This window comes from Aeromonas sp. A04 (genome assembly GCF_047780465.1).
Taxonomy (GTDB): domain Bacteria; phylum Pseudomonadota; class Gammaproteobacteria; order Enterobacterales; family Aeromonadaceae; genus Aeromonas; species Aeromonas bestiarum.
Genome location: NZ_JBLNHP010000003.1, coordinates 283,729 through 305,768, shown reverse-complemented (window position 1 = coordinate 305,768; position 22,040 = coordinate 283,729). Strand labels below are relative to the sequence as shown.

The following is a 22,040-nucleotide window of genomic DNA, read 5'->3' as shown; positions in this document are numbered from 1 at the left end:
AGTCAAAGGCGGAGGTGAATACAAAAGGTATCTGATGACAGGGTAGACGCTTTATTATAGGCTTCTGGATGTCCAGACATATTTACCGATGCAGTACAGGGAGTAAGCATGCCGATCAAGATCCCGGATCAGTTACCCGCCGCCGAAGTGCTGGGGCAGGAGAACATCTTCGTGATGACGGAATCCAGGGCCGTCACCCAGAACATACGCCCGTTGCGGGTGTTGATCCTCAACCTGATGCCCAAGAAGATTGAAACCGAGATCCAGCTGATGCGGATGCTCTCCAACTCGCCGTTGCAGGTGGACGTGGATCTGCTGCGCATCGACGATCGGGAGTCGAAGAATACGCCCCAGGCACACCTGGAGAACTTCTATCACGACTTCGAACAGGTGCGGGCCAACAACTACGACGGCATGATCATCACGGGGGCGCCGCTCGGGCTGGTGGAGTTCGAGGAGGTGGTCTACTGGCCGCGCATCGTCGAGATCATAGAGTGGTCCCATCAACACGTGACCTCGACCCTGTTTCTCTGCTGGGCGGTGCAGGCGGCGCTGAAAGCCTTGTATGGCATGGAAAAACAGACTCACGGCGAGAAGCTCTCCGGCATCTATCGCCATCACAGGCTCGATGAGCACGAGCCGTTGCTGCGCGGCTTCGACGACGAGTTCGTGGCGCCCCACTCCCGTTACGCAGCGTTCGATGGGGATCTTATCCGCGCCCACACCGACCTACAGATCTTTGCCGAGTCGGAGGAAGCCGGTGTCTATCTGGCGGCGACCAAGGATTGTCGCCAGGTGTTCGTCACCGGCCACCCTGAATATGACGTGCTGACTCTGGATGGGGAGTACCGGCGGGATCTGGCGGCCGGGCTCGAGCCCGTCATCCCGGTCAACTATTACCCGGCCAACGATCCCGGCCAGACCCCGCGCGCCAGCTGGCGCAGTCACGGCCACCTGCTGTTCTCAAACTGGCTCAACTACTACGTCTATCAGCTCACCAGCTATAGGGTGGAAGACATAGGCAAGGTGTTTACCTACCAGCAGCCCAAGTAAGGAGCAGGGTGGCTCAGTCGGCCTGCTCCCGTCGTGCGGTCAGGGCATCGAGCCACTGGCGATGCGCCGCCAGGGTGAAGGCCTTGGGCCTGTGGGCCCGGATGGCGGCCATGGCCTCCTGCTGTGGCTGGCCGAGGGAGACAAGCAGTGCGGCCGCGACCAGACCTGTGCGGCCGCTGCCCCCCTTGCAGTGGATGACCAGGTGTTTGCCCTCGCGCAGCAGGCCGGTCAGTTGCGGCAGAGCCTGTTGCCAGGCCTGTTCGAAGGCGACATCGGGGGCCTGATCGTCTTCGATGGGCAGGTGGAACCAGCGCATGCCGCTCGCCTCGACCTGCGGGCCAAGCTGGCTCAGTGCGAGCCGGGCCAGTTCGGCCTCCGTCATCAGGGTCAGCACGCCGTGGGCTCCCGCCAGCCTGAGCTGATCCAGTGCCAGTGGCAGCGCCACCTGCTGGGTGCCGGGGCAGGGGGTCAGCAGCAGCTGGCCATCGACGCGGGGTACTTCCTGGCTCCAGAAGGGGTGAGACGGGTGCATAAAGGTCCTTATGAGGCCAGCAAGGGCGCGGCGAGCCGGCATGGCCGGTTTCTGAGTGCGCCAAAGCATAGGGGGCGCGGCCCCGATGTCAATCTGCGTTGTGTTCGGCCTGGTTTACGGGCAGAGTCTAAAAAATTGATCGGTTCAAGGAGTTAAGATGAGAAACCTGGATCAACTGGATTTGGATATCCTGGCCCATCTGTTTCGCGATGCAGGCATGACCAACAAGGATCTGGCCGCCCTGGTCGGCGTGGCGCCGTCCACCTGCCTGGAGCGGGTGCGCAAGCTGCAACAGGACGGGGTGCTCAAGGGCGCCCATTGCGAAGTGGATCACCAGGCGCTCGGTGGCCATATCCAGGCCATGGTCTCGCTGCAACTGGCGCGTCACAGCCGCCAGATCATCGATGCCTTCCGCGACGCCATACTGGCGCTGCCCGAGGTGATCAGCTTGTTTCACATGGGTGGCAAGGATGATTTCCTGGTGCACCTCTGCGTCGCCGATACCGAGCACCTGCGCAACTTCGTGTTCGATCACTTCACCTCCCGGGAGGAGGTGGTGCACCTCGAGACCTCGCTGGTGTTCGAACACAGGTTCAGCCGCTCGCTGCCCTGTTTCCTCAACACCTGATCCCCTGTTGCGGCCAACATAAAACCCGCCAATCGGCGGGTTTTATGTTATTGCGGCGGCGGGCTCAGTTCAGCGCAGTCTGGGTATCCGGCGCCGTCTGGTAGAGCCCTTTCTGATAAGCCAGGCTGCCCCACAGCGCCAGCCCGAGCGCGGCATCCTTCATGGCATCCGGCTGCGCCGCCGGGGTGAGGGTTTCGGTAGCATCCTCGTAGATGAAGCCTTCCGCCGGGCGCTCGGGTTGCAGTATCACCACGTCCTTGCCCCGCATCAGGGCGAAGTTCTTGTCGTACTGCATGATGGCGCGCCCCGGCCAGTCGGCGGGCATCCGGGTCAGATCCTTGCCCAGCATGGGGTAGTCGGCGCTTATCCCCATCAGGGAGAGCAGGGTCGGCGCCATGTCGATCTGGCTGACGATACGGGGATCCTGCTTCGGCGCTATGCCGTCACCCACGATGACGCCGGGAATGTGGAAGCGGGGGATGGGCACCAGGCTGGCACCGCCGACCCGGCTGTCGTGATCGGCGATGACCAGGAACAGGGTGTCCTTCCAGTAGTCCGACTGCTTCGCCTTCTTGAAGAACTCACCGATGGCGTAGTCGGCGTACTTGGCCGCGTTGTTGCGGGTCTGCTTGGGCTGCTCATAGAGGGCGATGCGATTGTCCGGGAATTCGAACGGATCGTGGTTGCTGGAGCTGAACACCAGGCTGAAGAAGGGCTTGCCCTCCTTGTGCAGCGCCTTGAAGGTCTCGTCCGCCTTGGCCATCAGATCCTCGTCCGAGGCACCCCAGGATCCCTTGAACACCGGATTCTTGAAGTCCTTCTGCTCGACTATGGTGGTGAAGCCGTTGCCGAGGAAGAAGCTGCGCATGTTGTCGAAGTGACTCTCGCCGCCATAGATGAAGCTGGTGTCGTAGCCCCGCTGTTTGAGCAGATCCGCGATGGTGAAGAAGTTGGTCTGGCTCTTGCCAAGCTTGACCACGGCCTGGGCCGGGGTGGGGGTGAAGCCGGTCAGCACGGCTTCTATGCCGCGCACCGAGCGGGTGCCGGTGGCGTAGAGCTGCTCGAAGGCCCAGCCCTGCTGCGCGAGTGCATCCAGATTGGGGGTGAGCGGCAGGCCGCCGAGGGAGCCGACGAACTGGGCCCCCAGGCTCTCCTGCAGCAGGATCACCAGGTTCTTCGGCTTGCCGATATAGCTGGCTTCGTTGAAGGTCTGGCTGGGCAAGGTTTCCGAGCTGAATTCGTGGGGCTCGCGGCCACTCTCCTGGCGAATGAGCTCCAGGATGCGCGCCTGGGGCAGCTTGCCGTAGAACTGGCTGGCATCCTCTTCGGCCCCCATCTGCTTGATGGCGAAGAAGAGGGAGTAGGAGGAGTTGACGGTCAGCGCATTGATCAGGGGATCGCTGGCAAACGCCACCATGGCCGGGTTCAGGGCGCGATGGCCCAGGCTGGAACGGGCGCCGAGAAAGCCTATGGCCAGAATGAGCAGGGCGAAGGCGGGCCGCCAGTACCAGCGCGGGAAGGTGAGATCGCGCAGCAGGCGCCCGCTCAGCCACCAGCCACCGCCCAGGGTCAGCAGGCTGAACAGCACGGCGGCCAGCAGTTCTCCCTTGCGGCCGGCCCACAGCATGGATAGCACCTCCTTCGGATAGATGAGGTACTCCACATAGAGGCGGTTGGGCCTGACCCCGTATTCGGTCACGAAGGAGGGGGTGGAGATCTCCAGGAAGAGCATCAGCCAGAGTCCCAGGGTCAGCCAGACCCGGATGATCTGCAGCCAGGCCCGACCGATAGGGTGGGGCCCCGCCAGCAGCAGGGTCAGCATGGCAGGTACGCCCCACAGCCAGCAGAGGGTGGCGAAATCGACCCGCAGCCCTTGCAGCAGCATCTCCTGCCAGCCGGCGACGGCGTCGACCCGTTCCAGTTGCCAGAAGCCGAGACCGAGTCGGCTGACGGAGAGAGAGACGAGCGCGATCAATGAAAAAACGGCGATGGGCCAAAACGGTCCCAGCCATTGTCTGATAGTGGTCATTGTTGTTCCTACAAGCCTGTTTGCACCCGTCCTCGGGCACATTGTTTTTATATTGCAGGGTTATGACAGCGGGTCCGGGGAAAGGTTGCGTGTAGGTGCCGTTTAAAAGGATGTTTTGGCACGATTTATGATTTTTATGTGAGGGCGCGCAGGGATCCAAGACAGCATAAACGGCTGGGGAAACTGTGATCCCCCTTGCAAAGTCATGTAGGCCGCTTCCCTATAATGACGCCGAATTTTCTCAATCGGAGCCGAAGGGATGCCGGTCTTTATCGATGTGGAATATTTGCAGGGATGGCGCCTGTTCGTGGTGCTCTCCGACGGCACCACGGGGGCGCTGGACCTGACCCCCTGGCGCGCGCAGGCCCTGTTTGCGGCGCTGGATTCGGAGCGGCGTTGCGCCCGGGTCTTCATCAATCGTCACCACCAGCTGGAGTGGCCTGCCGGCTGCACCCTGTCGGCCCACGAGGTCTATCACCTGATCAGACCCATCAACGAGCGGGAGGCTTTCAGTTAACCCCCTGTTTTTGTGAGCCATCCCCAGATTCCTGTAACTGGAATGTTTGTTCATTTGCCTTCTCTACCTAGTTTGGGTAAAACCTGCGCAACATTTTGCCAACCCCTCTTCCAGCTTTGCCCGTCAAGGCTTGCCGCCTCCCGCCGCAGGCCTTTTTTGCGGCCGGATGACAAACCTTTCCCCAACTGAAAGGTTTGTTGGGTGAGATAAGAAAAACAAAATAAACAAAGAGATAAGGAAAGAGTATGGCTTGTCATATGCGCACCCCGCTGGCCCTGCTGGTGGGCGGTCTCGCCTGCCACGGCGCCGCCGGTCAGGAGCAGGTCCAGCAGCTGGAACCCATGGTGGTGGTCGCCAGCCGCCCCGCCAGCACCCTGGAAGTGACCCTGGATCCCAAGAAACCGGGCTCTCCCATGCCTGCCGCCGACGGTGCCGGTTATCTGAAGAACGTCACCGGCATGAGCATGGTGCGCAAGGGCGGACTGGGGGGCGACCCCGTGCTGCGGGGTATGGGGATGTCCCGCCTCAACGTGCAGATGGATGGCGGCATGCTGGCCGGTGGCTGCGGCGGCCGCATGGATCCACCCACCGCCTATGTGTTTCCCCAATCCTTCGACCGGATCCGGGTGCTGAAGGGGCCGCAATCCCTCGAGCAGGGCGTGGCCCTGGCGGGCACTGTGCTGTTCGAGAGGGACAGGCCCGAGTTCACCGCCCCCGGCGTCAAGGCCGAGGCCTCGGCGCTCTATGGCAGCTTCGGGCGCGACGATCAGATGCTGGATGCCACAGTCGGTGCGCCCGAGGGGTATCTGCGCGGCCAGTTCACCCACTCCGACAGCGATGACTATAGAGATGGCCACGGCGACAGGGTGCGCTCTTTTTATCGCCGGGAGAACGGCACGGCCCAGCTGGGCTGGACGCCGGAGGAGCACACCTGGCTCGAACTCACCGCCGAGCGCAGCAACGCCCGCGCCGCCTATGCGGATCGCACCATGGACGGTCCCATGTTCGATCGCGAATCCTTCGGCCTCAAGCTCAGGCAGGAGCAGATCAGCCGCCACTGGCAGCGCAGCGAGCTGACCCTGTGGGACAACGACATCGACCACATCATGGACAACTTCAGCCTGCGACAAAACAGCGGCATGAAGATGCTCTCCAACCCGGATCGGCGCAACACTGGCGGGCGCTGGGCCAACGACCTGGCCCTGCCGGCCGACTGGCTGCTGACCGCCGGGCTCGATGCCAACCGGGATCAACACAGGGCCCGCAGCGGGGTGGATTACGCCAGCCAGCCGCGCCAGCGCACCCTGCGTTTCGAGCAGCAGGGGGGCTTTGTCGAGCTGGGCCGTCAGCAGGGGGCCCACGGCTACAAGGGCGGTTACCGGCAGGACAGGGTCGAGACCACCCGTTATGGCGCTGGGGATCAGACCCTCTATAGCGATACCCTGACCCTGGACAGCGGCTTTGGCCGCTACGAATACCAGTGGTCGCCGGCCTGGTCGAGCTACCTGGCCTGGGGTCAGGCCAAGCGGGCACCGGACTACTGGGAGCGCAGCAAGGACAGCGTCCCCTTCACCCTCAACCCGGAGCGCAGCCGCCAGTGGGATGCGGGGCTGGCCCTGCGCAGCCGCGAACTGGATCTGACCCTCTCCCTCTTTAGTGCCGACATTCAGGACTACCTGCTCTATAACAACAAGTCGAACAAGGTGCGCAACATAGATGCTCGGACCCGGGGCGGTGAGCTGGAAGGGCGCTGGCAGTTTGCCGAACAGTGGCGCCTCGATGGCGGCCTGGCACTGGTCTACGGCGAAAACCAGAGCGACAACCAGCCGCTGGCCCAGATGCCTCCGCTCGATGGCAAGCTGGCGCTGGGCTGGCAGCCGGCCGAGGCGTGGAACCTGACCCTGCTTGGCCGCGCCGTTGCCGCGCAGGACAGGGTGGACGTGGGGTCCGGCACGGTAGCCGGGCAGGATCAGGGGGAGACGCCGGGCTTCTTCACCCTGAACCTGAGCGCCGCCTGGCAGTTCCACCCGGGGTGGCAGCTGTCGGCCGGGGTGGACAACCTGTTCGACACCTTTTATTACGAGCACCTCTCCAAGTCGGTGCACGCCAGTCAGGCGGGGCTGGGCTATGAACAGGTGGGTCGCATCCCGGAACCGGGTCGCGCCGTCTGGCTCTCCCTCAACTACCGTTTCGCCTCCGCCGGCGTGCTCTAGGCAGACGCACCAACCGACTGAACCGGGTAACGTTTTCAGTCACAGACCCGTGCTGGCGGGGCCGCTATCATGGCCCCGGAGTGGCGCCTTGTGCGCCGATACAAATACAGCGGGAACATAACAATGAAACAAGGAACGTTGCGCTATGGCGGCCTGCTCGGGGCCGCCCTGTTACTGACGGCTTGCGGCAGCGGAGGCGGGGGATCCAGCAGCGAACCCCAGCCCCCCGTGGTCAATCCGCCGCCTGCCACCGCCAGCCGCGCCTGCTACGGCAATGATCAGCCCGCCTGCAACCTGCGCACCTATCAGGTGATGGTGGAGTCCTTCGTCGATGGCGACAGCGCCGCCAACTACGGCGTCGGCTACGGCCCCTCCCGGCACAACGGCGATCTGCAGGGGATCATCGACAGCCTGGATCACATCAAGAGTCTCAACGTCAACGCCATCTGGCTCACCCCGGTATTCGACTCCTGCGCCGGTCAGGGCGGGGATGACAAACTGGATGCCACCGGCTACTTCGCCTGCGACTTCTTCACCGTGGATCCCAACTTCGGCAGCAATGCCCAGCTCAAGAAGCTGGTGGAGGCGGCGCACCAGCGTGGCCTCTACGTCTTCCTCGACGGCGTGTTCGGTCACGTCAACAAGGTGGGGGTGAGCAAGCCCTCGCCAGAGGGGCGTCTGCCCGCCCTCAAGAGCGGTGGTGCCGGTTATCCGGGCCAGCTGGTGGATTACAGCCAGTCCCAGAGTCTGGCCTACTTCAAGGAGGTGGCCCGCTACTGGGTCGAGCAGTACGGCATCGACGGCTGGCGTCTCGATCAGGCCTACCAGCTGGGGCTGGACGAGTGGCGTGCCATTCGTGGCGAGGTCGAGCAGGCCAGCGCGGCACGCAAGGCTGCCGGTCATCAGTGGGGCACGCTCGGCTACCTGGTGGGCGAGGTGTGGAAGGGGGCCGACGAGATCCGGGCAGAGGCTTATGGCCCGAGCGACAACCCGGCGCTCTCCTCGGCGTTCGACTTCCCGCTGCGTTACGGTCTGGTGCAGGCGCTGGCGGTGGAGGAGTCCGGCAAGGGCGGCCAGGGTGCCAGCGTGCTCGACGCCAGCTGGAACAAGGTGGAGAACTACCCGGATCACGCCATGCCGAACCTGATGCTGGGCAACCACGATCTGGTGCGCTTCGGCGATCTGCTGGAGCGCGGCAACTTCAATCCGGCGGACTACTGGCAGCGCCACAAGGCGGCCTTCAGCTTCCTGGCGGCCCGCTCCGGCCCCATCACCCTCTATTACGGCGAGGAGTTTGGCGACGAGGTGCCGGGCTTTGCGGCGCAGGTGAGCGGCGACTGTGCGGCCCAGGGGCTCTGTGACGATCACGTGGCCCGCAGCGACGGCAAGGTGCCGGTTGCCACCGGTTTCGTGCCAAGCGGCGAGCAGGCCGAGCTCAAGCAGTGGCTGAGCCAGCTGCTGGCCCTGCGTGCCAAGCATCCCGCCCTCTATCAGGGTGAGCGGGTCAAGCTGGTGGCCGATGGCAGCGTCTATGGCGACATCAAGCAGACGGCGGCGGAGCAGATCGTCTACCTGCTCAACGTTTCAAGCACTCCCCAGAGCTATGCCCTGCCGGTCGGCAAGCTGCGCGGCGGCAGTGCCCTGCTGGATCTGCAGAGCGGCGAGAGCCTGGCCATAGGCGGCAGCAGCGTGACGGTGGACTTGCCGGCGCTGAGCGGTCGCTTCCTGCTGTTGCAATAAGGCTGGCGAGTAACAACAAGGGCTCCAATCTGGAGCCCTTGTTCATTGTGGCGGGTTACTTCTCGATGCCGCTGCCCAGCTCGTCCTGATGGGCGTTGGGGGCGGGGGCGTGACCATTGCCGTGGCGCCAGCTCTCCAGCCGGTTGTGCACGCCGCGGCGCAGGCTCTTGAAGCTGGTTTCGAGATAATCCACCCCCACCAGTATGGCCAGGGTGACGCCGGTGAGCAGCACGGCCTGGTGCAGCATCTGCATGCCGATGAGGGCGCCGAGGGCCGCCAGCATCCAGACGGTGGCGGCCGAGGTGACTCCCAGCACCTGACCATCCCTGGTCATCATGACGCCGGCGCCGAGAAAGCCGATGCCCGTGATGAGCTGGCCCAGCACCCGCGCCCGATCGGCACTCTCCGGGCTGACGGCGGCACCTATGGCGAGAAAGCAGTAGGTGCCGAGTATGATGAGCGAGGAGGTGCGGATGCCGACCGGCTTGCCGCGCAGTTGCCGCTCCAGCCCCACGAGCGTGCCACACACCAGGCAGGCCAGGATGTTCTCCCAGCCAAGGGGCGCTATGTCCCACCAATCCGTTGTCATCATATCCACCTCTGCTGTCGATGCTTGTTATCCTGCCGCGCTCTGCCCCCGGTTTTCCAGCCGTTGCCGGAAGGCCCTGGCCAGGCGCTCGTAGAGGTCCTTTGCCTCCCTGTCCTCAATATCGCCACGTATCCAGGGATTGTCGATGATTTCCAGCAGCACGCAGTCCCGATCCTGCTGGCGCAGATCCACCCCGAACAGGCCATTGCCGAGCTGGTGCACGGCGCGGCGGGCGGTTTGCAGCACCCGCTCCGGCACTTCGGTGAGCGGCAGTGCCTCGATCCGGCTCATGTCGAGGGGATGCTTGCGGCGGCGGATGCGGTTGCCCGGCTCGGGCCGGTAGCGGCGACAGGCGAACAGTGGCGAGCCGTCGAGAAAGCCGATGCGCCAGTCGAATTCGGCGGGGATCCGGCTCTGCACCAGCAGCAGGGCGGAGCGGCCCAGCCCCTCGTCCAGCAGGCGGGCGAGCTGCTGAGCGTCGCTGGCCATGGCGAGATCCCGCCCCTGGGCGCCGTCGGGTATCTTCACCATCAGCGGCAGGCCGAGCCGCTGCACCAGCTCGTCCACCTGATGGCGGCCACGACGGGTCACCACCATGGTGGGCGGCATGGGTACGCCGCTGCGCACCATCAGCTCGTAGAGGTAGAGCTTGTTGCTGCAGGCGAGGATGGCGCGGGAGCTGTCGATGACCGGCATCTTGAGCTGCTCGGCGCGGCGGGCAAATTCGAAGGTGTAGTGGCCGACGGCCGTTTCGGAACGCAGCCAGAGAGTATCGAACTCCGGCAATCGCTCGATGGCGGACGGCGCCAGCCTCTCGGCCTGGATCCCCTGGGCGGCGGCGGCCCGAATGAAGCGATCCAGCGCCAGGGCATCGCTGCTGGCGCGGCCGTCATCGGGATCCACCAGGATGGCGAGCTGGTAGAGCGGGGCCGCCTGCTCCTCGTCGCCGGCACCGACCAGCGCCTGGGCGTGGTGCAGCATCAGCGCCTTCTCGCTTGGGCTCAACTCCAGGGGCGACAGGCTCTGCTGCTGGCGCACCGACCAACCGTGGCGGCCGCGTTTGAGGGTCAGCTCCTGCAGCGGCAGCTGGCTCAGGCCGTAGTAGTAGCGGGCCAGCCCAGCCAGCTCGCTCTGTTCACTCTGGCCGAAGATTGCGCGCACCCGAATGCGATCCTCGCTCTGCTGGGCCAGCCAGCCCTGTACCTTGCGCCACAGCTTGGCCGGCGGCTGCTGGGGTTGCAGCACGCTGATGGCCTGCAATCCCGGCAGGCAGTGGTGGCCACGTGCCTGGGCCAGCAGGGAGCAGTAGTAGCCCGCGCTCAGGTGCTCCAGGTTGCGGCAGAGGTTGATGATGCGGGGTCGGCCGCCTGTGGTCGGCACGCCGTGTTGCAGATAGGTGCGGGCGGTCAGCAGATAATCGGCATGGCAAGGCCAGTCGCCCGGCTCTTCGACTATGACGTAGGTACTCATATTTTCGGCTCCACAGATCAGACTGCCTTGAATGGCAGGATCCCCAGTGGGCTTCGATGCACCGACAAGCACGACAATGGCGCGAGGGGAAACAAGAGGTTACAGTGCCTAATATTCTGCTTTGGTAACTTGTGATACAAGTCGCATTTCTGGTGCTGAAGATAAATAACCGAACAAGGACTCCCCGTGTTGACCGTACGAGCGGCCCGAACCGATGATTTGGGCGCCATCGTTAAGCTGGAACGCTACTGTTTCCCCCCCGAAGTCGCCTTTGGCCGCAGCCGCTGGCACTATCTGCTTACCCACGCCAAGGGACGCACCCTGCTGGTGCTGGATGAGAAGGATCAGCTGATGGGTTATCTCAGTCTGCTGGAGCACAGGGGCTGGGATCGACTGGTGATCCAGACTCTCGCCATCCGCTGGACCATCCGTCGCCAGGGCTGGGCCCGTCGCCTGCTGGAGCAGGTGATCCGGGAGGGGCGCGAGGCTGGCTGGGGGGCTGTGCGCCTCGAGGTGGGTGATGCCAATGAAGAGGCGCTGGCCCTCTATCAGGCGCTGGGATTCAAGGCTCAGCAAAGGTTGCCGGACTATTATGGCCGCGACCAGCATGCCCACCGGCTGGTGTTGCCGCTGGTGAGCGACGAGGTTCGCACCCTCAGGCGCCAGCGCCGCAGTGTACAAGCCGCCCTGTGCCGCCAAGCCCGCGCCTTGAGCGGCCATGGATCCGGAGGACCGGCATGAGCTGTGATGACTGTCTGGCCACCGCCATCAAGGCCAAGCTGGGGCGCTGCCCTGTCTGCGCCGGCCAGACCTTCGTCATCGGCATGCTCGGTTGGCTGGCGTGGTGGTGGTTTGGCGCCGATACCTCGGTCAATGCCCTCACCGGCCTGCTGTTTGCGTTGGGGGGCTCGGGCCTGTTTCTGCTCCATCTGCTGGTATTTTTCTGGCGCAAGGTGACCGGGCGTGAATTGAGCGATGAATGAATCAGATTGGATTCAAATACATAAATAACAATATCGGTGTAGATATGGAGGTTCAGATGATAGCAATGGTAACGGGCGCCTCGTCCGGCTTTGGTGAGTCCATCAGCCGTCAGCTGGTGCAGGCGGGCTACAAAGTGATAGGCACGGGTCGCCGTGCCGAGCGGCTGGCCGCCCTGGCCGATGAGCTGGGCGAGCAGTTCCTGCCGCTGGTGTTCGATGTGCAGGACAAGGCGGCTACCCGCGCCGCCATCGCTGGCCTGCCGGCTGCTTGGAGCGAGGTGGACCTGCTGGTCAACAACGCCGGGCTGGCGCTGGGGCTGGAGCCGGCCCACAAGGCGGATCTGGAAGACTGGGAGCAGATGATAGCCACCAACATCAGCGGTCTGACCCTGCTCACCCGCTTGCTGCTGCCGGGCATGGTGGCGCGCAATCGCGGCCACGTGGTCAATATCGGCTCCATCGCCGGCACCTATCCCTATCCGGGTGGCAACGTCTACGGCGCCACCAAGGCGTTCGTGAAACAGTTCAGCCTCAACCTGCGCGCCGATCTGGCGGGCACCGCCATCCGCGTTACCAACGTGGAGCCAGGCCTGTGCGGTGGTACCGAGTTCTCCAACGTGCGCTTCCACGGCGACGACGCCAAGGCGGCCACCGTCTATCAGGGGGTGCAGGCCATTCAGCCGGAAGACATCGCCAATACGGTGCTCTGGGTCAGCCAGCAGCCCGCCCACGTTAACATCAACAGTATCGAGATCATGCCGGTGGCCCAGACCTTCGGCCCGCTCCATATCAGCCGTCGCTGAGCTTCCCGTTTGACGAAATGAGAAGAGGCACCTCAGGGTGCCTCTTTGCTTTGCAGAGCCGGTCAGAGGCTCATGATCTTCTTGAACTCCTCCTCTGAATACTTCTTCTCGCTGCTCTTGGTGAGATCCGTCATCAGCTTGTAGCGCAGGTCCTTGGCCATCTGGTAGGTCTGCTCCAGCTGGCCGTAGGAGTAGTCGGCGGCCAGCCCGAGCGCCGTCGCCTTGTCGCTGGCATAGCTCTGCTTGAGGGTCTTGTCGAGGACGGCGACCTCCTTGTAGAGCTTGGCGCTCTCCTTGCTCCAGACTCCCCTCAGCAGCGGCAGGTACTTGTCCGGGTTGGTGTTGGCCAGCGCGGTCAGGCTGCGGAACTGCCAGTAGGCGGAATCGTCGGAGTAGCTGTCGCTGCCGCTGCGATAGGGCAGGGGATAGTTTTCCAGGGTGTTGTAGAGCGGCACCATCACGGATTCGGCCAGCACGCCGTAGCTCTGCCAGATGAGCCCTTGCAGCTCCTTGGGCATCTCCTTGCGCAGCTGGATGACGTGGGATTCCAGCTGGCGATCGATGCGGATCGGCCGCTCCGCCTTGCCCGCCAGCGGCGTGCCCTCATAGGTGGCGCTCAGCAGCCGGGCCACGTCCGGCACGGCTATGGGGGCGTCCGGCTTCATGAACAGCGGGTATTGCGCCTGCCGGGTCGCCTGCGGGTGGGAGGCGGTCAGCATGTGTTGGCCGAGCCACTCCCGATCCACGTTGTAGGGGTCGGCAATCACCCCGAATGCCTTGGCGAAGTTGAAATCCTTGGGGTCGGCCTGGTCGAGCAGCTTGTGCTGTTGTACAAACTCCAGCAGCCTGGGGGAGTGCAGCACATCGGCGCTGTCGAGATTGACGCCGTGGATGCGCAGGCCGTTGGCCACCATGGCGTAGCTGTCGTCAGGCACCCGTACCGCGATCCAGTGGTGGCCCGAGCCTATCTCCATCAGCCAGGCCTCGTTCACATCCGCCAGATAGAGGCTGTTGCCCTCGCCGGCGCCATATTGCTCCACATAGCGGCCGAGCAGTTCGACCCCCTCTTTCGCGCTCTTGGCCTGCGGCAGGATCAGGGTCGGGATGATGGCTTCTATGATCCCTTTTTCGATCAGCGGATCGGCTTTCTGGGCCTTGTCGTTGACCTCGGCGCTGGTGGTGGCCGAGAGGGCGACGTTGAGCTCGTTGATGCCGCGCTCCTCATAATACTTGCCGGCGGGATCGCTGGTGGCGGCGTCCCAGTCGCGAATGGCTGAGTAGGCGAGGAAGGCCTTGGGCATGGGCACTTCCAGCCCGTTGCCCAGCTTCCAGACCTTGCCCTCGTTTTGCTGGGCGGGTCGGAAGGCCAAATACTTGTTCCAGTTGTTGACGCCAAAATCCTCGTTTCTGGCGATCATCACGCTGCCGTCGGCACTGGCGCCCTTGCCGACGATGAGGCCGGTACAGGCGTCGGCACTGGTGCCAAGCAGGGTGAGCAGGGTGGCGGAGAGAAGACTCAAGGTGTGTTTTTTCATGGCATTGCCCGAAGCGTAGCTGTGAGTGAAAGTCAGGCGGTGGGATGCAGGTCTGCCGCAGTGCGATCAGCCGCCGATACGCTGCCGGGGGATCGTGCTGCTCATGGTCGATGATGCAAACATTTCATCCATAACACTGCTTGCTGGTCGTTTTGTGCGCCGAAATTGTATGCCTCGCTGGTTGTTTGTTTTGTGATCTATGAGTCGTTCCTTTGCTTTGTCTGGTAAAGCATGAAAATGGCAGCGATATGCACCAGAACCTGCCGATTGGACAGCGCAGCGTCATGATTCTGACGTCGGGATGGCCATCAGTAAGCCTGCGAGCCCGTGCGGGCCGGGATCTGCACCAATTTGGCAAGTTGGCCTGCAACTTGCTGGTTTTATTGCCAATGATGGGGCCTGGCGCCTCATGCCATCGAATCAGCGACCTCGTCATGCCGGATCGGCATGCAGACTGGAGCCCCCATGGATATCAAACCCTACAGCCAGCAGCTTGCCCAGAGTGCGTCCAATTCCCGCGCCCTCGCCACCCTCAGCGGTGCCGAAGGGGGTCAGGGGGGCGGCTGGGAAGATCTGGTCAACCTCTCCTCCCAGCGGCTGACCAGCAAGGCCCAGCAGACGCTCACCTATGAGCACCTGGCCAAGAACAGCAAGCTGCCGCCGGCGCTGGACATCAGTTCAGACAAGGGCGGCATGATGCAGCAACTGGTGGACAAGGCGCTGGGGTTTGATCGCAAGAAATTCAACGAGATAGAAGACAAACTCAAGGAGATCGCCGACAACAAGCAGCTCTCTGCCGAGGAGCGCGAGCAGCAGAGCAAGGCCTTGAACGAGCAGCGGGACGCCATGTTGCAGGATGCCATGGATCGTCTCACCGGCAAGAAGAGCGAGCCAAAGGAAGAGACCAAGAGCGCCTGAGTGATGGCCTGCGTGACTCGAACGGCAATCTGTGGTCGTCGGGGGCAAGCCGTTGCCGATGTCTGGGCGTCATGGCCGGGTTGATGACCTGACAACGTATGGGCAGGCTGGCGCCACAAAAGAGGCAGCAAAAAAGGGAGGGCGGATGCCGCTCCCTTTTTGATCGGGCTGAGCCTGCCAGTGCGGCCCAGGCTGCGCCGGCAGTGGATTCGCTGCTTATTTTTTCTCGGGCACTATTTTTTCTCGGGTACTATGCCGATGCCCACCGCCTGGGTCTGGACGGCCTTGATCTGATCCCCCTTGGCGATCAGGGCAAACTGCGCCGGGTTGTGCACCTTGAGCACCAGGGTGTGATCCACCCCCTTGACCGTGACCGTCTGCTGCGCCTTGTCGACGGCGATGACGTCCCCGTACAGTGTGACCTTGACGCCAACCCCGGCCCCCGGTTTCTGGCCTGCGGCGGCCTTGTCCGCATCCACCTCGACGACGCGCTGTCTGACGCCTGCCGTGCCCTTGAGCAGTTCCAGATCCAGCATCTGCAGGTATTTCAGCGCCACCACGTCGCCGACCTTGAGGTTTTGCAGGTTGGTGACCTGCTCACCTGCGACTATGTCGAACGCCTCACCGGCGGCATTCTTCAGGCTGACCTTGCGGCTCGCCATGTCGATGGCGGTCACCGTCGCCTGGGCGGTCACGGCTTCCACCAGATTGGCCTTGCCCGGGGCGGTCGCGACTTCGGTGACCACCTCGGCGGCTTGCACCAGACAGGTCGAGAGGGAGAGCAGACCGGCAATCCATGCATGCTTCAGTTTCATGTTTCAGACCTTATGACGGGAAAATGAGGATGAGAGGAGGTGGGCATGTGGGTCCTGATGGGGCATGACACCGCCTTCCTGACAGACCATAGCAGAGCCGCGCCTGGCCACCCCGCCGGACTCGAACGCAATGCGTGTTTTGATAGCCAGCTCCCGTTTTTTGACCTCATGACGCCACAGGCGCACAATTCCCTGCATGCATTCAAGCGAGGGCTCTGCCGTGTACAACTTCCAATATGCCAATCCTACCCGCGTCTGTTTCGGTGAAGGCCAGATAGCCAGCCTGCCCGATCTGATCCCGGCGGGCAGCCGCCTGCTGGTGCTCTACGGCGGCGGCAGCATCAAGCAGAATGGCGTCTATGAGCAGCTGACCCAGGCGCTGGCGGGGAGGGATTGGCAGGAGTTCCCCGGTATCGGCGCCAACCCCCAGTACGATCAGCTGATGGAGGCGGTAGCGCTGGTCAAGCGCGAGCGCATCGACTTCCTGCTGGCGGTCGGCGGCGGATCCGTGGTGGATGGCACCAAGTTCGTGGCCGCCGCAGCCTGCTTCGAAGGGGCGGATCCCTGGGAGATATTGCTGCACAAGGCACCCGTCAAGGCGGCGCTGCCCCTGGGCTGTGTGCTGACCCTGCCCGCCACCGGCTCGGAGAGCAACCCCGCCGCCGTGGTGAGCCGCGGGGAGGCCAAGCTCTCCTTCATGAATCCGCTGGTACAGCCCGTGTTTGCGGTGCTGGATCCCGCCACCACCTACAGCCTGCCCACCCGTCAGATCGGCAACGGGGTGGTGGATGCCTTCGTCCACATCATAGAGCAGTACCTCACCTTCCCGGTGGGGGGCGAGGTGCAGGACAGGCTGGCGGAAGGCTTGCTGCAGGTGCTGGTGGATAACGGCCCCAAGGCGCTGGTGGAGCCTACCAACTACCAGGTGCGTGCCAACCTGATGTGGGCCGCCAGCCTGGCGCTCAATGGTCTCATCGGCCGCGGCGTGCCGCAGGACTGGTCCACCCATGCCATCGGCCACCAGCTCACCGCGCTGCACGGGCTGGATCATGCCCAGAGTCTGGCTGTGGTGCTGCCCTCTCTGCTGCGTGAGCAATCGGCCCAGAAGCAGGAGAAGCTGGCCCAGTTCGCCGAGCGGGTCTGGCATTCGAGCCGGGAGGACAAGGCGCTGCGCATCGAGGAGGCCATCATCCGCACCGAGCAATTCTTCCGGCAGATGGGGGTGGGCACCCGTCTCGCCGACTACGGTCTGAGCGAGAGCTGCATCCCCGGCATCTGCTCCAACCTCAAGCGCTTCGGCCTGACCGCGCTCGGGGAGCAGCAGGACATAGATCCCGACAAGGTAGCCAGGATCCTTTCTCACGCGCTTTAAGTCAGGGGACTTGCGCCTGGCAATCAGAGTGGCGCGGATCCTTTCTCACGCCCTCTAGGCCTGAGGTCCTTGGTCAAGGGGCGATCCTGACAATAAGTGCGGCCAGGATCCTTTCCCACGCGCTCTGATCATCTGGTTGACGAGCTGAAAAAAACGCCCCGGTTGTCGGGGCGTTTTGCATTCCGGGGTGGGGCGCTGAAGGCAGAGGATCAGGCGCCCAGATCCAGCTCGCGCTCCAGCGCCGCCGCCTTCTGGCGGGCCGGATGGGTATTGAGTCGCTGCCAGTAGGCCAGCAGATGCGGGAACTGGGCCAGCTGGCCGCTCTGGGCCAGCAGATCCACCAGGAAGGAGTTCATGATGTCGGCGCCGGAGAGGCGAGCCCCCACTAGATAGTGGCGGGTCGCCAGCACCTCATCGAGATAGCCCAGCACCTTGGCACACTCCGCCTTGGCGTAGTCCGGCAGGAAGCGCATCGGGCTGCCGTCCTTGCGCACGAACATGTCCAGCAGCAGCGGCAATATGCCTGAGCTCTCGGCAAAGTGGAGCCACTGCAGGTACTCGGGGTAGTCGGGGCTATCCTGGGCCGGCGCCAACCTGTCGGCCGCGTATCGTGCAATCAGGTACTCTGTGATGGCGCCGGACTCCGCCAGCACGCGGCCTTCCAACTCGATGACGGGCGACTTGCCGAGGGGGTGGATGGCCTTGAGTTCGGGCGGCGCCAGAAAGCTGGTGGCGTCGCGCTGGTAGGCCTTGATCTGGTAAGGCAGCCCCAGCTCTTCGAGCAGCCAGATGATGCGTTGGGAGCGGGACTTGTTCAGGTGGTGCAGGATTATCATGGGAACCTCGATTCGGTGGCAGGAGTCGGTATACGCATCGGCGAGGCGGCCGGTTCACCGGCGGATAAAAAAGAGCGGGCAGATGCCCGCTCTCTCATTGGTTGGCTCAGGCCTCCAGCGCCTGATCCAGATCCGCCAATATGTCCTCGATCGCTTCTATCCCCACTGACAGCCGGATCATCTCCGGCTTGACCCCGGCCCTGGCCTGCTCGGCTTCGCTCAGCTGGCGATGGGTGGTGGAGGCGGGGTGGCAGGCCAGCGACTTGGCGTCGCCGATATTGACCAGCCGCTTGAAGATCTTGAGCGCATCGTAGAAGCGCACCCCGGCCTCATAGCCCTCCTTCAGGCCGAACGAGAGGATGGCCGAGGGGCGGCCGGCCATGTACTTCTCCGCCAGCAGGTAGTGGGGGTGGCCCGGCAGTCCGGCGTAGCTGACCCAGGCCACCTTGGGGTGATGCTTGAGGTGGTGGGCGACCCGCAGGGCGTTGTCCACGTGGCGCTCCATGCGCAGGCTCAGGGTCTCCAGCCCCTGCAGCAGCAGGAAGGCGTTCATGGGGGCCAGCGCCGCACCTGTATTGCGCAGCGGCACAGTGCGCACCCGGCCGATGAAGGCGGCGGGGCCGAAGGCCTCTGTGTAGACCACCCCGTGGTAGGAGGGCTCGGGCTGGGTGAGCTGGGGGAAGCGTTCGGCGTGATCCGCCCAGGGGAATTTGCCCGAGTCGACGATGACGCCACCCAGCGAGTTGCCGTGGCCACCCACGTACTTGGTGAGGCTGTGCACCACTATGTCGGCGCCGTGCTCTATGGGTTTGCACAGCACGGGGGTGGCGACCGTGTTGTCGACGATGAGCGGCACGCCACGGGCGTGGGCCACCTTGGCGAAGGCGGCCAGGTCGACTATGTTGCCCGCCGGGTTGCCTATGCTCTCGCAGTAGACCGCCTTGGTCTTGTCGTCGATGAGGGCGGCGATGGCCTCGGCGCTGTCATCCTTGGCGAAGCGCACCTCGACCCCGAAGCTCGGCAGCATGTGGGCGAACAGTGTGTAGGTGCCGCCATAGAGCTGGGGCGTGGAGACTATGTTGTCACCGGCGGCGGTCAGCGCCTGGATGGCGTAGGTGATGGCGGCGGAACCCGCCGAGACCACCAGACCGGCAATGCCCCCCTCCAGCGCGGCCATCCGCTGTTCCAGCACGTCATTGGTGGGGTTCATGATGCGGGTATAGATGTTGCCAGGCACCGCCAGATTGAACAGGTCCGCCCCGTGCTGGGCGCTGTCGAACTCGTAGGCCACCGTCTGGTAGATGGGTACGGCGACGGCCTTGGTGGTGGGGTCGTGGGAAAAGCCGTGGTGCAGGGCCAGGGTCGCATCTTTCATCACACACTCCTTGTTGGATGTTGCTGGGTAGCAGTTATAGATGGATAGACGTCCAATCTATCAGGCCCAGCGCCGATGTAAACCACCCAATCCGGCAAAGCAATTGCGCCCGCTGACGATATGCGTCTCCCTTGAGCGCTCCGTGCGGGGATGGCACTCAGAGACGGCGACGATACTCCCGATCGTCTATCTGGTGCATGTCCCACTGCATCAGGCGGTTGAGCTGACTCATGGGATCCTCGATCAGGGTCAGCGGCCTGGGCAGGATCCGCTTGAAGTAACGACGCAGGGTCTGCTGGATCCGGTTCGGTTTGAGGGGGTTGGCTTGGTTCATCATTGTGCTCCTGTGCTGTGGTTCTCACGTTCGCCAGCAGTATTGAGCTAAAATGCGGAAGTAAAAACTGATGACTTACAGCAACAGGATTTCCTCTTTTATGCCGACCGGTCGCCTCTACCAGCAGTTTCAACGACTCGCCCAGCAGCTTGGCTGCGATGAGCGGGAGACAAGCCTCGCCGAGGTGGCGGATCTGCTCTGCTGCACCCCGCGCAACGCGCGCCTGCTGCTGCGCCGCATGCAGGATCAGGGCTGGCTCAGCTGGTCGGCCGAAGCGGGGCGGGGGCGGCGCTCCCGGCTGGTACTGCTCGACAGCCAGGAGAGCCTGACCCGGCGCCGGCTGCGGGATCTGCTGAGTCAGGGTCAGCTGGCGCAGGCGGTGCGGTTGGCGGAGGGGCGGCTGGATCTGCTCACCCCGCTGCTGATCGAGCAGCTCGGCCAGGCCACCCGGGAGGGGCGCCAGATCCTGCGGGTGCCCTACTATCGTCCGCTGCCCCAGCTGTTGCCCACGGATCCGCTGCGTCGCTCCGAAATTCACCTGAGCCGGCAGATCTTCAACGGCCTGACCCGACGAAATGAGGAAAATGGGGAAATCGAGGGGGATCTCGCCCACCATTGGGAGCGGCTCGGCCCCTGTCACTGGCGCTTCTATCTGAGGCCGGCCGTGCGTTTTCACCACGGCCGCGAGCTGGGAGTGGAGGATGTGATGGAGAGCCTGCTCGGCTTGCGCGATCGTCCGCTGTTCGCCCATCTTGCCCGGCTGGAGAGCCATTGGCCGCGCACCCTGGATATGTATCTCGACAGTCCGGATCCCCTGCTGCCCCATCTGCTGGCCGAGCCGGTGGCCGCCATCTTGCCGCGTGAACTCAAGGGAGAGGCGGGTTTTGCCCTGCAGCCGGTCGGCACTGGCCCCTACAAGGTGGCTGCCAACGATCCCCTGCACCTCTGTCTGGCGGCCTTCGACGACTACTTCGGCTTGCGCGCCCTGCTCGACGAGATCGACATCTGGATGCTGCCTGAGCTGGCGGATCGGCTGGAGAGCCACCTGCAGCTGGGACGCGACAGCCCCGAGCTCGGCACCATGCGCGGTGAGTCCGAGCTGGAATCGGGCTGCTACTTCCTGCTGCAGGACGACAGATCCGGATCCTTGCAGGATCCCGCCCTGCGCCAGTGGCTGGCCCACCTGCTCAACCCCATAGCCCTGATGGCGCGGGTCGCCCCCGAGTTGCAGCGGGGCTGGACCAGCGCGCTGGGCCTCTTGCCCCACTGGCGCGAGGCCTTGCCCGCGCCGTTGCCAAATCCGACGCGGTTGCCGACGACACTGGTGTTGGCCTGTTTCAACCAGCATCTGGAGTTCAACGAGTGCGCCGGGGCCATGAGCAGCCTGCTGGCGGAACAGGGGATCCGGCTGGAGGTGCGCACCCTGGATTACGGCCGCTGGGTGAGCGGGGCGGATGAAGACGTGGATCTCTGGCTTGGCACCCTCAACCTGGAGCACGAGCACGCCTTCGCCCCCTACGCCTGGCTGCTGGGTACGCCGCTGCTGCGTCAGGTGTGGGCAAGCCAGCGGTCCCTGTGGCAGGGTCTGACGCAGTGGCGTGCCAGCGGTGAGGAACCGGGCCCGCGTGCCCTGCTGGCCCAGGTGCAGCAACAGGGCTGGTTCGTGCCCCTGTTCCACCACTGGCTGGAGCTGGAGAGCCGGGTCGGCGTGCACGGGGTGCGCATGACGGCGCTCGGCTGGTTCGATTTTCGCAGTGCCTGGCTGAGGCCGGAGCTGGCCGGGAGCGAGGCGGGCAAAGCGGGCGGCAGCTCCCGCCCCGAGACAGGGGAGCTTGAGTCCTGACGCGGGCCGCGTTAGCCTGAGCGCGGTCCAACGACAAGGAGTCGATATTCATGCTGGAAATGCAGATCCAACCCCGTTTTCAAGAGACTGATGCCCTCGGCCACATCAACAATACGGTGCCGGCGGTCTGGTTCGAAGCGGCCCGGGATCCCCTGTTTCGCATCTTCTCCCCCGAGCTGGATGTGCACAACTGGCACCTGATCATCGCGGGCTATACGGTGCAGTTCAAACGGGAGCTGTTTTATGGCCAGCAGGTATCGATCAAAACCGGGGTGCGTCGCATCGGCTCCAGCTCCTTCACGCTCTGGCAGGAAGCCTGGCAGGGCGGCGAGCTGGCGGTGACCGCCGAGACGACCCTGATCCATTTTGACTACCAGACCCGCCAGTCCCTGCCCCTGAGCGACAAGCACAGGGAGGGGCTGCGGGCCTGGTTGATAGAGAGTTAACCTTGGCCT

General features: G+C 63.8%; 21 protein-coding genes. 12 read left to right on the top strand and 9 right to left on the bottom strand.

The window, feature by feature from the left end; all coding sequences use genetic code 11:
* Positions 1–108 precede the first annotated feature (108 nt).
* Positions 109–1,053, top strand: coding sequence for a homoserine O-acetyltransferase MetA (metA, locus tag ACM3N8_RS12685; protein ID WP_043134999.1), 945 nt, complete (start codon positions 109–111; stop codon positions 1,051–1,053).
* A 13-nt stretch (positions 1,054–1,066) separates the two neighbouring features.
* On the opposite strand, the gene ACM3N8_RS12680 is transcribed toward metA, so the two are convergent.
* Positions 1,067–1,585 (bottom strand): cyclin-dependent kinase inhibitor 3 family protein, encoded by a 519-nt coding sequence (locus tag ACM3N8_RS12680; protein WP_290018834.1) that lies wholly within the window; start codon positions 1,583–1,585, stop codon positions 1,067–1,069.
* Positions 1,586–1,742: 157 nt separating this feature from the next.
* Here ACM3N8_RS12680 and ACM3N8_RS12675 point away from each other — a divergent pair, with 157 nt between their 5' ends.
* Positions 1,743–2,213, top strand: a complete 471-nt coding sequence (locus ACM3N8_RS12675; protein ID WP_042868783.1) for an Lrp/AsnC family transcriptional regulator — start codon at positions 1,743–1,745, stop codon at positions 2,211–2,213.
* Between the two features lie 64 nt (positions 2,214–2,277).
* On the opposite strand, the gene ACM3N8_RS12670 is transcribed toward ACM3N8_RS12675, so the two are convergent.
* Entirely contained in the window at positions 2,278–4,242 is a 1,965-nt protein-coding gene (locus tag ACM3N8_RS12670; protein ID WP_241280216.1) for an LTA synthase family protein, read from the bottom strand.
* 259 nt (positions 4,243–4,501) lie between these two features.
* Here ACM3N8_RS12670 and ACM3N8_RS12665 point away from each other — a divergent pair, with 259 nt between their 5' ends.
* The 3 genes from ACM3N8_RS12665 to ACM3N8_RS12655 all read left to right on the top strand — a co-directional run bounded on the left by ACM3N8_RS12665 (position 4,502) and on the right by ACM3N8_RS12655 (position 8,712).
* Entirely contained in the window at positions 4,502–4,759 is a 258-nt protein-coding gene (locus tag ACM3N8_RS12665) for a DUF2442 domain-containing protein (protein ID WP_290018828.1), read from the top strand.
* A gap of 245 nt (positions 4,760–5,004) precedes the next feature.
* A complete protein-coding gene (locus ACM3N8_RS12660) occupies positions 5,005–6,972 on the top strand; it encodes a TonB-dependent copper receptor (RefSeq protein WP_290018821.1) in 1,968 nt (655 codons plus the stop codon).
* Positions 6,973–7,095: 123 nt separating this feature from the next.
* The gene (locus ACM3N8_RS12655; protein WP_290018820.1) at positions 7,096–8,712 is read left to right on the top strand and encodes an alpha-amylase family protein; all 1,617 of its coding nucleotides are present in this window, start codon (positions 7,096–7,098) and stop codon (positions 8,710–8,712) included.
* Between the two features lie 55 nt (positions 8,713–8,767).
* Here the strand turns inward: ACM3N8_RS12655 and ACM3N8_RS12650 are convergent, their stop codons facing one another.
* Together ACM3N8_RS12650 and ACM3N8_RS12645 are read right to left on the bottom strand one after the other, a co-directional pair.
* Positions 8,768–9,304: an MgtC/SapB family protein gene (locus tag ACM3N8_RS12650; RefSeq protein WP_241326038.1), complete on the bottom strand. Its 537-nt coding sequence runs from the start codon at positions 9,302–9,304 to the stop codon at positions 8,768–8,770.
* A 24-nt stretch (positions 9,305–9,328) separates the two neighbouring features.
* A complete protein-coding gene (locus ACM3N8_RS12645; RefSeq protein WP_043556943.1) occupies positions 9,329–10,771 on the bottom strand; it encodes a RimK family protein in 1,443 nt (480 codons plus the stop codon).
* A gap of 186 nt (positions 10,772–10,957) precedes the next feature.
* Between ACM3N8_RS12645 and ACM3N8_RS12640 the strand changes: the two genes are divergently transcribed.
* From ACM3N8_RS12640 to ACM3N8_RS12630, 3 genes are read left to right on the top strand one after another with little or no spacing between them, the layout of a single operon-like run.
* Entirely contained in the window at positions 10,958–11,512 is a 555-nt protein-coding gene (locus ACM3N8_RS12640; RefSeq protein ID WP_274453318.1) for a GNAT family N-acetyltransferase, read from the top strand.
* Positions 11,509–11,754, top strand: a complete 246-nt coding sequence (locus ACM3N8_RS12635; protein ID WP_290018817.1) for a DUF3624 domain-containing protein — start codon at positions 11,509–11,511, stop codon at positions 11,752–11,754. Before ACM3N8_RS12640 ends, ACM3N8_RS12635 begins: the two co-directional genes overlap by 4 nt.
* A gap of 56 nt (positions 11,755–11,810) precedes the next feature.
* Positions 11,811–12,557, top strand: a complete 747-nt coding sequence (locus tag ACM3N8_RS12630) for an SDR family oxidoreductase (protein ID WP_274453321.1) — start codon at positions 11,811–11,813, stop codon at positions 12,555–12,557.
* A 62-nt stretch (positions 12,558–12,619) separates the two neighbouring features.
* Here ACM3N8_RS12630 and ACM3N8_RS12625 read toward each other — a convergent pair whose 3' ends face one another.
* On the bottom strand, positions 12,620–14,092 hold the full coding sequence (locus ACM3N8_RS12625; RefSeq protein ID WP_290018814.1) for a C69 family dipeptidase: 1,473 nt from the start codon (positions 14,090–14,092) through the stop codon (positions 12,620–12,622).
* Between the two features lie 465 nt (positions 14,093–14,557).
* On the opposite strand from ACM3N8_RS12625, the gene ACM3N8_RS12620 reads away from it, so the two are divergent.
* Positions 14,558–15,010: a hypothetical protein gene (locus ACM3N8_RS12620; protein ID WP_098980901.1), complete on the top strand. Its 453-nt coding sequence runs from the start codon at positions 14,558–14,560 to the stop codon at positions 15,008–15,010.
* Positions 15,011–15,243: 233 nt separating this feature from the next.
* Here the strand turns inward: ACM3N8_RS12620 and ACM3N8_RS12615 are convergent, their stop codons facing one another.
* Entirely contained in the window at positions 15,244–15,825 is a 582-nt protein-coding gene (locus tag ACM3N8_RS12615; protein WP_098980900.1) for a hypothetical protein, read from the bottom strand.
* 196 nt (positions 15,826–16,021) lie between these two features.
* Here ACM3N8_RS12615 and ACM3N8_RS12610 point away from each other — a divergent pair, with 196 nt between their 5' ends.
* Positions 16,022–17,197, top strand: coding sequence for an iron-containing alcohol dehydrogenase (locus ACM3N8_RS12610; RefSeq protein ID WP_290018812.1), 1,176 nt, complete (start codon positions 16,022–16,024; stop codon positions 17,195–17,197).
* A 209-nt stretch (positions 17,198–17,406) separates the two neighbouring features.
* Here ACM3N8_RS12610 and ACM3N8_RS12605 read toward each other — a convergent pair whose 3' ends face one another.
* The 3 genes from ACM3N8_RS12605 to ACM3N8_RS12595 form a co-directional block, all read right to left on the bottom strand.
* Positions 17,407–18,033 (bottom strand): glutathione S-transferase family protein, encoded by a 627-nt coding sequence (locus tag ACM3N8_RS12605; RefSeq protein WP_416016198.1) that lies wholly within the window; start codon positions 18,031–18,033, stop codon positions 17,407–17,409.
* 106 nt (positions 18,034–18,139) lie between these two features.
* Positions 18,140–19,408 carry an O-acetylhomoserine aminocarboxypropyltransferase/cysteine synthase family protein gene (locus ACM3N8_RS12600; RefSeq protein WP_290066244.1) on the bottom strand — a complete coding sequence of 423 codons (1,269 nt, stop codon included), beginning with the start codon at positions 19,406–19,408 and terminating at the stop codon, positions 18,140–18,142.
* Positions 19,409–19,565: 157 nt separating this feature from the next.
* Positions 19,566–19,742, bottom strand: coding sequence for a hypothetical protein (locus tag ACM3N8_RS12595; RefSeq protein WP_098980896.1), 177 nt, complete (start codon positions 19,740–19,742; stop codon positions 19,566–19,568).
* A 100-nt stretch (positions 19,743–19,842) separates the two neighbouring features.
* Between ACM3N8_RS12595 and sgrR the strand changes: the two genes are divergently transcribed.
* Together sgrR and ACM3N8_RS12585 are read left to right on the top strand one after the other, a co-directional pair.
* Positions 19,843–21,585, top strand: a complete 1,743-nt coding sequence (sgrR, locus tag ACM3N8_RS12590) for an HTH-type transcriptional regulator SgrR (protein ID WP_416016197.1) — start codon at positions 19,843–19,845, stop codon at positions 21,583–21,585.
* A 50-nt stretch (positions 21,586–21,635) separates the two neighbouring features.
* A complete protein-coding gene (locus ACM3N8_RS12585) occupies positions 21,636–22,031 on the top strand; it encodes an acyl-CoA thioesterase (RefSeq protein ID WP_043140443.1) in 396 nt (131 codons plus the stop codon).
* Positions 22,032–22,040 lie beyond the last annotated feature (9 nt).